This window comes from Micromonospora sp. NBC_01796, assembly GCF_035917455.1.
In the GTDB taxonomy this organism is placed as follows: Bacteria; Actinomycetota; Actinomycetes; order Mycobacteriales; family Micromonosporaceae; genus Micromonospora_G.
Map to the genome: position 1 here is coordinate 22,888 of NZ_CP109078.1, position 11,662 is coordinate 34,549.

The window sequence follows — 11,662 nt, forward strand, 5'->3', positions numbered from 1 at the left end:
GACCCGGCGGCCACGTCACGGGTGCCAGAGCCGCACCTCGGAAAATCCGGGTGTGGGTCCGTCGAGTATCGACGGTGACCCCCCTCGTAGGTGCAGGTCGAGGAAGGCGGTGACGTACGCTCGGGTGATCTCGACGCAGCGCCGCGCCGGCAGCGGCTGGAGGCGACGACCGAGCTGTTCCTCCAGCGGGGCGAAGTCGGTGAACGAGGTGTGCGACATGTCGTCCACGCCGAGCCAGCGTTTCCAGCCGGTGAGCCGGGACCAGCTTTCGGTCCAGTCCGGGTTCCCCGGCGGCCGACCGCGCTCCGCCGCACCGATGATCAGAACCGGTCGGTCGAGTTCCCGATCAAGGGTTGGTTGGAAGGCCCCGTCCAGGTTGACCCCGGCCCGGATCCGCCGGTCGGCCAGCATCGACCGGACGGCGGCGGCCCCGCCCATGGAGTGCCCGACCACCGCGATCCGGGACGGGTCGATGAGCCAACCACCCCACCAGGGCGAAGCCGGTCCGGTCCCGGCCAGCTTCTTGCTCTTCGCGACCTCGATCAGCCGGTCGATCACGAACGACACGTCGGCGGCCCGGCCACCGGCCACGGTCGGCCCGTCCGGATCGAGTTCCCCGGCCAGGCATTCGGTGATCCGACCACTCGGGAAGGTGGTGGCGACCGACTCGTAGTTGTGATCGATACCGGCCACCACGTACCCGTGACTGGCCAGTTCCTCGGCCAGTCCGGTCAGCGACGTACGCGGCAGCGCGAAGCCGGGCGAGAGCACCACCAGCGGCAGCCGCCCCCCGGACAGCGCCGGAACGTCGAGTAGGGCATGCGTACGGGTGGCGCTCAGCACGTCCGCCGGCTCGCCGGTCACCTCTCGGGCGGCCAGGATCAGCCCGGATTCCGCCTCGGTGACATACCGCGCCCGCGGTCCCCGTACGCCCCTCGCCGGGTACCAGATCGACACCATCAGCTCACGAAATTCGCCCGGCACCCACGGGTCGGTTCGGTCCCGGTCGACCAGGTGCAGGGTGGTCCGCCCGACCGGGAGCGGTCCGGTCGGCGCCGGCAGTGCCAGTTCCGCCGATCCCGAGTCCGCCCAGGCGGACACCGGAGAGAACGTCCACGCCACCATCGCCGCCGCCAACACCACAGCCAGGCCGCGTCTCGCCCCACCACTGTGGTGCGCATTCCGGTCGTACATGGATCCTCCATCCGTCCCTCGCCACCGCGCCGCATCGCGCTGGCCACCCCAGCCTTGACGGGCCGCGCCACCCCCGCATCCGGGGCGACCGCCATCGGCCGGTGCGGCAGGTGGATCGCAGGAGTCCGGGGTGTGCGGGGGTGCGGATGTTCGGGGTCCGGGTGTTCGGGGTCCGGGTGTTCGGGGTCCGGGTGTGCGGGGGTGCGGGGGTGCGGGGGTGCGGGGGTGCGGGGGTGCGGGAAAGGTCCGACGCTTGCCGACGCGGGCGCGGATCGGGGTTTGCGGGAGCGGGACCGGGTCAGGGTTTGCGGGGGACGTGGCGGCGGTAGGTGCTCACCGTCGGGTCGCCGGCCAGCCAGAACCGCCACGGCAGGTCGTGGGCTCCGGTCACCCCAACCCGTGGGCCGGCCGCGATCGCCGATGCCGGGACGGGTTCGGCGGGCGGCGCGAGTCGTACCGGGCCGTCGTCGAGCAGGAACAACCCGTAGGCCGCGCGGTCGACTCCGAGCGCCGCGCAGAGCCGGGCCGGTCCACGAGCAAGATCAAGATCTCGGCGTACGGCGGTGCGCCGGCTCCGGGCCAGGTCGAGCCCGTCGACCACCTCACCCGCCCGCAGGAGTACGGCCGACGCCTCCCCCTCGGTACCGGTCACCACGTTCATGCACCAGTACATGCCGTAGGTGAAGTAGACGTAGGCGTACCCGGCCGGACCGAACATCACCGAGTTGCGGGGCGTACGGCCCCGGTGCGCGTGCGAGGCGGCGTCCCCGCCGGTCCCGGCGTACGCCTCGACCTCGGTGAGCCGGACCGTGACGCCGCCGGCGGAGAGCGTGCAGTTCAGCAGCCCGCGCGCCGCCGGAACCAACGGCCCGGCCAGCAGCGTCGCCAGGTCGGTACGGGCGCGGTCGATCACCCGATCAGCACAACACAGCCGGGGTCGGCCCGTCCCACCGCCCCCACCGGCACGAACGGCCGGGATCGGCCCGGCTCACCGCACCGCCCGGCACCGACCGGGCCGGGGGCGCCGGCCGTGACGTGAGCGAATGGAGATGATTCACGGCACGAACGACTCACTCGCTCGGTATCCGGTGACGAAACCTTGCAGCTCACGGCGTGTTACCCGCATTGTTACCTTCTGTCGCCAATACCCTCGGCGGTGCCCCGCGCCGCCGGTTCCGGTCGATGGACGGAGGGCTTGTCGTGCTCGTCACCGTGACAGCGATCAGCGGCATGACGGTGGGCTTCATCGCCGGCCTGTACGCGTACCGGGCTTCCCGACGCTGGTGCGCCGCCTGCGGCAGCAGCCTGAGCTGCCCCGCCTGCTCGGCCCTGGGCGTACGGCGCAACGCCGCGACCCGGCGGTTCTGATGGACGCGACGCCCGCCCCGCCACACGTACCGGCCGGCACGGTGTTGCGGTTGGCCAAGGAGGACTGGCGCTACGGCGGCTTCACCCTGTTCCTGCGGGTCGAGTCGGTACGCGACGACCTGTCCAGCTACTACGACGACGAGTGGGTCTGGGTCAGCGGGCAGCAGCTCGCCCGTGACGGCACCCCGCTCGGCCAACTGGACGCGCTCGTACGGGTCTCGGCCCTGCCCCCGGACCGGCCCTGAGGCCGGTCCGGGTGGTGACGCCTACCACGCTGTGGTTGTCGATCCACGCCACCGGTTGCCCATCCTGCGGCCGGCCCGGCAGGGGCTGACCGTTCAGCATGGGACGACCTTCATTCAGCATGGGACGACGTTCGCTCAGCGCGGGACGACCTGCTCGATCGCCCATCGGCGCCAGCCGTCGAGCTGCTCGGTGGCGGCGGCGAGCTGGTCGGCGACCGGACCGGGGCCGGTCGAACCGGGCGTAGTCCTGGCCGCCAGCGCCGAACGGACCGACAGCACGCTGCGGACCTCGGGGTTGAGGTGCTCGCTGACCAGGGCGAGATCGGAGTCGGAGACCTCGTCCAGGGCGCAGTCCCGAGCCACGCAGAGGGCGACCAGACGACCGGTGACCTCGTGCGCGTCACGGAACGGCACGCCTCTGCGGACCAGCCAGTCGGCAACCTCGGTGGCGAGGGAGTAGCCGACCGGGGCGGCGGCGGCGAGCCGGTCGACCCGGACCGTCATGGTGGAGATCATGCCGGCGAGGGCGGGCAGCAGGAGCTGCAACGTGTCCACCGCGTCGAACGCCGGCTCCTTGTCCTCCTGCATGTCGCGGTCGTAGGTCAGCGGCAGACCCTTGAGCATGGTCAGCACCGCCACCAGACCGCCGACCAGCCGGCCCGACTTGCCCCGGGCCAACTCGGCGATGTCCGCGTTCTTCTTCTGCGGCATGATCGACGAACCGGTGGCGAAGGAGTCGTCCAGTTCCACCCAGCCGAACTCCTGGGAGGTCCAGAGCACGACCTCCTCGCCGAGGCGGGACAGGTGCACGCCGATCATCGCCGTGATGAAGAGGAACTCGGCGACGAAGTCCCGGTCGGCGACCGCGTCCATGGAGTTGGCGAACGAGGACCGGAAGCCCAGTTCCTTGGCCACCGCCACCGGGTCCAGCGGCAGGCCGGAGCCGGCCAGCGCGCCGGCACCGAGCGGGCTCACCGCCGTGCGGTGGTCCCAGTCGCGCAGCCGTTCGAGGTCACGCAGCAGCGGCTGGACGTGCGCCAGCAGCCAGTGCCCGAAGGCGACCGGCTGGGCGTGCTGCACGTGGGTCATGCCGGGTGCCGGCGTGTCCAGGTGTCGTCCGGCCTGCTCGGTCAGGGCGTCGGCCAGCTCGACCAGCCGGGCGGCCACACCACGGGCGTGGTCGCGCAGGTAGAGCCGCAGGTCGGTGGCGACCTGGTCGTTGCGGGACCGGCCCGCCCGGAGCTTGCCGCCGAGGCTGCCGAGCCGCTCCAGCAACCCCCGCTCCAGTGCGGTGTGCACGTCCTCGTCGTCGACGGTGGGCCGGAACGCCCCGGAGGCGCAGGCGGCCTCCAGGTCGTCCAGGGCGGCGAGGATCTGCCCCAGTTCGTCGGGGTCGAGCAGTCCCGCCCCGGCCAGCACCCGAGCGTGGGCACGGGAGCCGGCCAGGTCGTACGGAGCGAGGCGCCAGTCGAACTGCACGCTGACCGAGAGGCGCGCCAGTGCCTCGGCGGGGCCACCGGCGAACCGGCCGCCCCACAGGCTGGTGCGGTTGGTGCCGGCGCTGTTCTCGGTCAGGCTCTTGTCGTCCACGCCCGCTATTTTGAACGTCACTGTGCAGAGCCACCCAACCGGGTGTCCCGGGCGGTGGCGAGGCGGCTGGGCAGGCCCCAGAGCTGCACGAAGCCCTTGGCGAGCGACTGGTCGAAGGTGTCGCCGGTGTCGTAGGTGGCCATGCCGAAGTCGTAGAGGCTGGCGTCGGAACGCCGGCCGGTGACCACCGCGCGGCCGCCGTGCAGGGTGAGCCGCACCTCGCCGGAGACGTGCTGCTGGGTGTCGTCGATGAAGGCGTCCAGTGCCCGCTTGAGCGGGGAGAACCAGAGGCCGTCGTAGACCAGTTCGGCCCAACGCTGGTCGACGCCCTTCTTGAACCGGGCCACGTCGCGCTCGACGGTGACGTTCTCCAGCTCCTGGTGGGCCACGATCAGCGCGATGGCTCCCGGTGCCTCGTACACCTCGCGGCTCTTGATGCCGACCAGCCGGTCCTCGACCATGTCGAGGCGGCCGACGCCCTGGGCGCCCGCCCGCCGGTTCAGCTCCAGGATCGCCTGGTACGGCGTCACGGTCTCGCCGTCGATGGCCACCGGGACCCCGGCCTCGAAGGTGATCACGACCTCGTCCGGGTCGCGGGGCTCGGCGGGGTTGGCGGTGTAGGCGTAGACGTCCTCGGTCGGCGCGTTCCAGATGTCCTCGAGGAACCCGGTCTCGACCGCGCGCCCCCACAGGTTCTGGTCGATCGAGTACGGCGACTTGTGCGTGACGTCGATCGGCAGCCCCTTCTCCTCGGCGTACGCGATCGCCTTGTCCCGGGTCCAGGCGAAGTCACGGGCCGGCGCGAGGACCTTCAGGTCGGGGGCGAGCGCACCGATGCCGACCTCGAAGCGGACCTGGTCGTTGCCCTTGCCGGTGCAGCCGTGCGAGACGATCGTGCCGCCGTACTTCTTGGCCGCCTCGACCAGGTGCCGGACGATCAGCGGCCGGGAGAGCGCCGAGACCAGCGGGTAACGGTCCATGTAGAGCGCGTTCGCCCGCAGCGCCGGCAGGCAGAAGTCGGCGGCGAACTCCTCGCGGCCGTCGACCACCTCCGACTCGGCCGCACCGCAGTCCAGGGCCCGCTGGCGGATCGCGTTCATGTCCTCGCCGCCCTGGCCCACGTCGATCGCCACCGCGATCACCTCGGCACCGGTCTGCTCGGCCAGGTAAGGGATGGCAACCGAGGTGTCGAGTCCCCCGGAGTACGCCAAAACAACGCGCTCAGTCATGGTGTGCTGCTCCTTTCAACATTGGTGAATCCACGACCCACGTCGGCTGGCCGCCGAGTCCCGGTCGGTTCTGGTCGACGATCGGTAGTCCGGGTTGGCTCGCCGCCCACCCGGAGAGCTGTTCCCCCAGCGCCGCGCCGCCGGTGGCCTCGCGTGCGACCACGAGGATGGTGTCGTCGCCGGCGATGGTGCCGACCACCTCGGGCAGCCCGGCCCGGTCCAACGCGCTGGCGAGGAACTGCGCCGCGCCCGGTGGGGTACGCAGGACGGCGATGTTGCCGCTGGAGTCGACGCCGGTGAGCAGCTCGCGCAGCAGTCGGACCAGGCGCGCGGGGGCTTGCTCGGCGTCGCGCAGCGGCCGCTTGCCGTCCTCGGGAATCAGGTAGACGGCCGGGCCGTCGCCGCCGCGCACCTTCACCGCGCCCAGCTCGTCCAGATCACGGGAGAGGGTGGCCTGGGTGACCTGCACCCCGTCGCCGGCGAGCAGCTCGGCCAGCTCGGTCTGGGAGCGGATCGGCTGTTCGCGGATCAGCTCCACGATCCGGGCATGCCGGGCGGTCCGGGTAAGCGGGCTGGTCATGACGCCGCGTTCCGTGCGCCCGCCGAGGCCCGCGCGGTCGGCGCGTTCCCGGCGCTCGCCGAGGCCGGCGCGGTCGGTGCCGCCGAACCGGTTCCGGTCGCGGCGCTCACCAGCCAGGAGAGCAGCGCCTTCTGTGCGTGCAGCCGGTTCTCGGCCTGGTCGAAGACCGCGCTCTGCGCGCCGTCGAGCACCTCGTCGGTGATCTCCTCACCGCGGTGTGCAGGCAGGCAGTGCAGCACGATCGCCTCCGGCGCGGCGGCGGCGAGCAGCGCCTTGTTGACCTGGTAGGGCCAGAACGGGGTGAGCCGGTCCCGACCGTCGCCCTCCTGCCCCATCGAGGTCCAGGTGTCGGTGGCGACAACGTCCGCGCCGTCGACCGCCTCGTGCGGGTCGCGGAGCACCTGCACCGACCCACCGGTCCAGGCGGCGATCTCGGCGGCCCGGCTCACCACCGTCGGGGACGGGTCGTATCCGGGCGGACCGGCGACCCGTACGTGCATGCCCGCGGTGGCACCGGCGAGCAGGTACGAGTGCGACATGTTGTTCGCCGCGTCGCCGACGTAGGTCAGGATCCGGCCGGCCGTGCCACCGCACCGCTCCCGGATGGTGAGCAGGTCGGCCAGGAGCTGGCAGGGGTGGAACCCGTCGGTGAGCGCGTTGACCACCGGCACGGTCGCCCCGCTGGCGAGCTCGGCCAGCCGTGCGTCGCCGTGCGTACGCAGCACGATGGCGCTGACGTAGCGGGACAGCACCTGCCCGGCGTCGGCGAGCGACTCGCCCCGGCCGAAGTGGGTGGCCTGGGTGTCCACGATGATCGGGTGCCCGCCGAGTTCGGCGATGCCCACGTCGAAGGAGATCCGGGTACGCAGGCTCGGCTTGTCGAACAGCACGGCGACGGCACGGGGTCCGGCGAGTGGCCGGGCGCCGAACCGGTCGGCCTTCAGTGTCGCGGCCAGGTCGAGCACCTCGGCCTGCTCCGCGGGGCTGAGGTCGTCGTCGCGCTGGAAGTGACGGATCACGAGGTCACCGCCGGGGTGACTGACGCGTCGGCGGCCACCGGACCGTCCAACGCTTCGGTCGGCAGGGTGACGGCGTCGAGCGCGGCCGGTAGGGCGGCGAGGAACGCGTCGACCTGCTCGGCGGTGAGGATCAGCGGCGGGGCGAGCCGGATGACGTTCGGTTGCACCGGGTTGGTGAGGAAACCGACGTCGCGCAGCACACCGGCGAGCGCCGGGGCGGCCGGGGCGTTCAGCACCAGGCCGAGCAGCAGGCCGGCGCCGCGGACCTCGGCCACCAGCGGGTGCCCGAGTGCCTCGACGCCGCGCCGGATCCGCTCACCGGTCCGTTTGACGTGGTCGAGCAGCCCCTCGTTGGCGATGGTCGAGACAACCGCGAGGGCGGCGGCGCAGCTGATCGGGTTGCCGCCGAAGGTGCTGGCGTGGGTGCCCGGACCGAGCAGGTCGGCGGCCGCGCCGAAGGCGATCAGGGCACCGATCGGCAGCCCACCGCCGAGCCCCTTGGCCAGGGTGATCACGTCCGGCTCGACGCCCTCGGCCTGGTGGGCGAACCAGTGTCCGGTCCGGCCGATGCCGGTCTGCACCTCGTCGAGGACCAGCAGCGCCCCGTGCGCCGAGGTGATCCGCCGCGCCGCGGTCAGGTAACCCGCCGGGGGGACAACCACGCCGCTCTCGCCCTGGATCGGCTCGAGGATCACCATGGCCGTGTCGTCGGTGACGGCGGCCTCGAGCGCGGCCACGTCGCCGTACGGGACGTGGGTGACGTCGCCTGGCAGCGGACGGAACGGGTCGGCCTTGGTCGGCTGCCCGGTCAGCGCCAGCGCCCCCATGGTCCGGCCGTGGAACCCGCCGACCGTGGAGACCACGTGGGTACGGCCGGTCCGGCGGGACAGCTTGAAGACGGCCTCGTTCGCCTCCGTGCCGGAGTTGGCGAAGTAGACCCGCCCCTGCCGACCGGCGAGGGCGAGCAGCAGCTCGGCCAGCGCCACCGGCGGTTCGGCGACGAAGAGGTTGGAGACGTGGCCGAGCGTGGCGACCTGCTTCGATACCGCGGCGACCACGGCCGGGTGGGCGTGGCCGAGGGCGTTGACGGCGATCCCGCCGAGCAGGTCGACGTACTCGCGGCCCGCCTCGTCGACGACCACCGCGCCGTTGCCGCGGACGAGCGCCAGGGACGGGGTGCCGTAGTTGTCCATCATGGACTGCGACCAGCGGTCGACCAGTGACGTCATGACGAGCTCACCATGGTTCCGAATCCTTCCGAGGTGAAGACTTCCAGCAGGGTCGAGTGCGCCACCCGGCCGTCGACCACGTGCGCCGCCGGGACGCCGCCGCGCACCGCGCGCAGGCACGCCTCCATCTTCGGCACCATGCCGGACTCCAGGCTGGGGAGCAGTTCGTCCAGCTCGTCGGCGGTGAGTGCGGAGATCAGGCTGGAGGTGTCCGGCCAGTTCGCGTACAGCCCGGGCACGTCGGTGAGGACGACGAGTTTGCGTGCGTGCAGGGCCACCGCCAGTGCGGCGGCGGCGGTGTCGGCGTTGAGGTTGTGCAGTACGCCGTCGATGTCGGGCGCCACGGTGGAGATGACCGGGATCCGGCCGGCGGTCAGGATGTCGGTCAGCGCGTCGACGTTGACCGCGTCGACGTCACCGACCTGGCCGATGTCGACCGCCTCGCCGTCCACGTAGGCCGGACGGCGGACGGCGGTGAACAGCCGGGCGTCCTCGCCGGAGAGGCCGACCGCGAACGGGCCGTGCTCGTTGATCAGCCCGACCAGTTCCCGCCCGACCTGACCGACCAGCACCATCCGGACGACGTCCATCGCCTCGGGTGTGGTGACCCGCAGCCCGCCCTTGAACTCACTGACGATGCCGAGCCGGCCCAGCATCGACGAGATCTGCGGGCCACCCCCGTGCACCACGACCGGGCGCAGTCCGGCGTACCGCAGGAACACCATGTCGGCGGCGAACGCCCGCTGCAACTCGGGGTTGACCATCGCGTTGCCGCCGTACTTGATCACGACGGTGGCGCCGGAGAAGCGGGCCAGCCAGGGCAGTGCCTCGATCAGGGCGGCGGCCTTGACCTGCGCCTGACTCAGGTCGCGGGAGAGCGCGCCGCCGGTCGCCGAGCCGCCGTTGCCCGCCGCGGAGGTGTCGACCGTCATGACGAGTACGCCGAGTTCTCGTGCACGTAGGCGTGCGACAGATCGTTGGTCCAGATCGTGGCGCCCTCGGCACCGGCGTTGAGCCGGACCTGGATGGTCACGTCGCGGGCGGCCAGGTCAACCTTGGCCCGGTCCTCGGCGGCGGCCCCGGAACGGCACACCCAGACGCCATTGACCGCGACGTCGATCCTGTCCGGCTCGAAGGTGGCGCCGGTGGTGCCCACCGCGGCCAGGATGCGCCCCCAGTTGGGGTCGTTGCCGAACAGGGCGGTCTTGACCAGGTTGTTCCGGGCCACCGACCGGCCGACCTCGACCGCGTCGTCCTCGGACGCCGCGGCGGTCACGTCGATCGCGATCTGCTTGGTCGCGCCCTCCGCGTCGGCGATGAGCTGCTGGGCCAGGTCGTGGCAGGCGGAGGTCACCGCGGCGGTCAGCTCCGCCTGGGTCGGCTCGATCCCGGACGCCCCGCTGGCCAGCAGCAGCACGGTGTCGTTGGTCGACATGCAGCCGTCGGAGTCGACCCGGTCGAAGGTCACCCGGCAGGCGGCCCGCAGCGCGGTGTCGAGCGCCTCCGAGCCGGCCACCGCGTCGGTGGTGAGCACGCAGAGCATGGTCGCCATCCCGGGGGCCAGCATGCCGGCGCCCTTGGCCATCCCGCCGACGGTCCAGCCGGTGCCGGGCACGATCGTCGTCTTCGACCGGGTGTCGGTGGTCATGATCGCCTCGGCAGCGGCCAGGCCACCGTCACGGGCCAGTCCGCGCACCGCGGCCCGGACGCCGGGCAGCAACTTCTCCATCGGCAGCCGCTCGCCGATCAGGCCGGTCGAGCAGACCGCCACCTCACCGGCGCCCAGGATGAGGCGGGCGTTGGACCCGGTCAGGCTGGCCGCGGTCTGTTCGGCGGTGGCGTGGGTGTCCTGGAAACCGGGTGACCCGGTGCAGGCGTTGGCGCCGCCGGAGTTGAGCACCACCGCGCGGACCACCCCGCCACGGATGATCTGCTCGGTCCAGAGCACCGGCGCGGCCTTGACCCGGTTGGTGGTGAACACACCGGCCGCGGTCGCGTCGGGCCCGTCGTTGACAACCAGCGCGACGTCGGACTGGCCGGTGCTCTTGAGTCCGGCGGCGACGCCGGCCGCCCGGAAACCCCGGGGTGCGGTCACGCTCATGACTGGCGCTCCTGACTCGGGTGCGGCGCGGCGAGGCCGCAGCCGATCTTCGATCCGGTCACGGCGCCACCCCGTAGACCGGCAGGCCGGCGGTCTCCGGCAGGCCGAGCATCAGGTTGGCGCACTGCACGGCCTGGCCGGACGCGCCCTTGCCCAGGTTGTCGATCGCGCTCACCACGATCACCCGGCCGGAGTCGACGTCGACGGTCGCCTGCAGGTGGCACGAGTTGGAGCCGTAGGTGGCGGCGGTGTGCGGCCAGGTGCCCTCGGGCAGGACGTGTACGAACGGCGAGTCCGCGTACGCCTCGGCGAGCACCGCACGGGGATCGGTCGCACCGGCGCCCACCGGCAACGCGGTGACGGTGGCGAGGATCCCGCGCGGCATCGGCGCCAGCACCGGAGTGAAGGAGAGGCTGGTCGCCCCGGTCGCCTGCTTGATCTCCGGCACGTGCTGGTGTGCCCCGACCTTGTATGGCGTCAGGTCGCCCATCACCTCGCTGCCGAGCAGGTTGACCTTCGCCGACCGGCCCGCGCCGGAGGTGCCGGACGCGGCCACCACCACGACGTCCCGGGCGGCGACCGCACCGGCGGCGACCAGCGGTGCGAGCGCGAGGGAGATCGACACCGCGTAGCAACCGGTGGCCGCGACCCGGTTCGAGGCCGCGATCGCGGAGCGCTGGCCGGGCAGCTCGGGCAGACCGTAGGTCCACCAACCGGCGTGGCTGCCGCCGTAGTAGCGGTGCCAGGCGGCACCGTCGCGCAGCCGGTGGTCGGCGCCGAGGTCGACCACCTTGACCGTCTCCGGCAGGGCCGCGGCCACGGCGGCCGACTCACCGTGCGGCAGGGCCAGGAAGACCAGGTCCGCGTCGGCGAGGGTGTCCGGGTCGGTCCGGCCGAGGACCAGGTCCAGCCCGACCAGGTGCGGGTGCACGGCCGACACGGGCGTGCCCGCCTGGCTGTGCGCGGTGGCGGCGACGAGATCGAACTCGGGGTGCCCGGCGATCAGGCGCAGCAGCTCACCACCCGCATATCCACTGGCCCCGGCGACCGCAACTCGGATACCCATGCCCACCTCCGCATTTGTATGCAGCCAAGGTATCAGGGAAG

The 11,662-nt window shown here is 72.3% G+C and carries 11 protein-coding genes and 1 pseudogene; 2 read left to right on the plus strand and 10 right to left on the minus strand.

Translation table 11 applies throughout. The features are described 5' to 3' along the window. Nucleotides 1-15: 15 nt before the first annotated feature. Together OIE47_RS00105 and OIE47_RS00110 are read right to left on the minus strand one after the other, a co-directional pair. Complete coding sequence (locus OIE47_RS00105) at nt 16-1,194, minus strand: alpha/beta hydrolase family protein (protein ID WP_326559403.1); 1,179 nt, start codon at nt 1,192-1,194, stop codon at nt 16-18. Nucleotides 1,195-1,492: 298 nt separating this feature from the next. Continuing rightward, the gene (locus OIE47_RS00110; protein WP_326559404.1) at nt 1,493-2,107 is read right to left on the minus strand and encodes a DNA-3-methyladenine glycosylase; all 615 of its coding nucleotides are present in this window, start codon (nt 2,105-2,107) and stop codon (nt 1,493-1,495) included. Nucleotides 2,108-2,376: 269 nt separating this feature from the next. Here OIE47_RS00110 and OIE47_RS00115 point away from each other — a divergent pair, with 269 nt between their 5' ends. Both OIE47_RS00115 and OIE47_RS00120 read left to right on the plus strand, forming a co-directional pair. After that, nucleotides 2,377-2,562 (plus strand): hypothetical protein, encoded by a 186-nt coding sequence (locus tag OIE47_RS00115; RefSeq protein WP_326559405.1) that lies wholly within the window; start codon nt 2,377-2,379, stop codon nt 2,560-2,562. Continuing rightward, a complete protein-coding gene (locus tag OIE47_RS00120; RefSeq protein WP_326559406.1) occupies nt 2,562-2,807 on the plus strand; it encodes a hypothetical protein in 246 nt (81 codons plus the stop codon). The genes OIE47_RS00115 and OIE47_RS00120 overlap by 1 nt, the downstream gene beginning before the upstream one ends. A 135-nt stretch (nt 2,808-2,942) precedes the next feature. On the opposite strand, the gene argH is transcribed toward OIE47_RS00120, so the two are convergent. From argH to argC, 8 genes and pseudogenes are all read right to left on the minus strand, one after another. Further along, complete coding sequence (gene argH, locus OIE47_RS00125; RefSeq protein ID WP_326562950.1) at nt 2,943-4,406, minus strand: argininosuccinate lyase; 1,464 nt, start codon at nt 4,404-4,406, stop codon at nt 2,943-2,945. 8 nt (nt 4,407-4,414) lie between these two features. Then, on the minus strand, nt 4,415-5,626 hold the full coding sequence (locus OIE47_RS00130; protein WP_326559407.1) for an argininosuccinate synthase: 1,212 nt from the start codon (nt 5,624-5,626) through the stop codon (nt 4,415-4,417). Between the two features lie 103 nt (nt 5,627-5,729). Next, a pseudogene (locus OIE47_RS00135) lies at nt 5,730-6,206 on the minus strand (arginine repressor); the annotation flags it as partial. Next, nucleotides 6,203-7,225 carry an ornithine carbamoyltransferase gene (argF, locus tag OIE47_RS00140; RefSeq protein ID WP_326559408.1) on the minus strand — a complete coding sequence of 341 codons (1,023 nt, stop codon included), beginning with the start codon at nt 7,223-7,225 and terminating at the stop codon, nt 6,203-6,205. The pseudogene OIE47_RS00135 and the gene argF, both read right to left, overlap by 4 nt. After that, nucleotides 7,222-8,454: an acetylornithine transaminase gene (locus OIE47_RS00145; RefSeq protein ID WP_326559409.1), complete on the minus strand. Its 1,233-nt coding sequence runs from the start codon at nt 8,452-8,454 to the stop codon at nt 7,222-7,224. The genes argF and OIE47_RS00145 overlap by 4 nt, the downstream gene beginning before the upstream one ends. Beyond that, nucleotides 8,451-9,386: an acetylglutamate kinase gene (argB, locus tag OIE47_RS00150; RefSeq protein WP_326559410.1), complete on the minus strand. Its 936-nt coding sequence runs from the start codon at nt 9,384-9,386 to the stop codon at nt 8,451-8,453. Before argB ends, OIE47_RS00145 begins: the two co-directional genes overlap by 4 nt. Further along, entirely contained in the window at nt 9,383-10,555 is a 1,173-nt protein-coding gene (gene argJ, locus OIE47_RS00155) for a bifunctional glutamate N-acetyltransferase/amino-acid acetyltransferase ArgJ (RefSeq protein WP_326559411.1), read from the minus strand. The genes argB and argJ overlap by 4 nt, the downstream gene beginning before the upstream one ends. Before the next feature lie 58 nt (nt 10,556-10,613). After that, nucleotides 10,614-11,621, minus strand: coding sequence for an N-acetyl-gamma-glutamyl-phosphate reductase (gene argC, locus OIE47_RS00160; protein WP_326559412.1), 1,008 nt, complete (start codon nt 11,619-11,621; stop codon nt 10,614-10,616). Nucleotides 11,622-11,662: the final 41 nt, after the last annotated feature.

Coding starts and splice junctions, on each gene's coding strand:
- OIE47_RS00105 (WP_326559403.1), bottom strand. CDS start 1,194: ATGTACGACCGGAATGCGCACCACAGTGGTGGGGCGAGACGCGGCCTG.
- argB (WP_326559410.1), bottom strand. CDS start 9,386: ATGACGGTCGACACCTCCGCGGCGGGCAACGGCGGCTCGGCGACCGGC.
- argJ (WP_326559411.1), bottom strand. CDS start 10,555: ATGAGCGTGACCGCACCCCGGGGTTTCCGGGCGGCCGGCGTCGCCGCC.
- argC (WP_326559412.1), bottom strand. CDS start 11,621: ATGGGTATCCGAGTTGCGGTCGCCGGGGCCAGTGGATATGCGGGTGGT.
- OIE47_RS00115 (WP_326559405.1), top strand. CDS start 2,377: ATGGACGGAGGGCTTGTCGTGCTCGTCACCGTGACAGCGATCAGCGGC.
- OIE47_RS00130 (WP_326559407.1), bottom strand. CDS start 5,626: ATGACTGAGCGCGTTGTTTTGGCGTACTCCGGGGGACTCGACACCTCG.
- OIE47_RS00120 (WP_326559406.1), top strand. CDS start 2,562: ATGGACGCGACGCCCGCCCCGCCACACGTACCGGCCGGCACGGTGTTG.
- OIE47_RS00145 (WP_326559409.1), bottom strand. CDS start 8,454: ATGACGTCACTGGTCGACCGCTGGTCGCAGTCCATGATGGACAACTAC.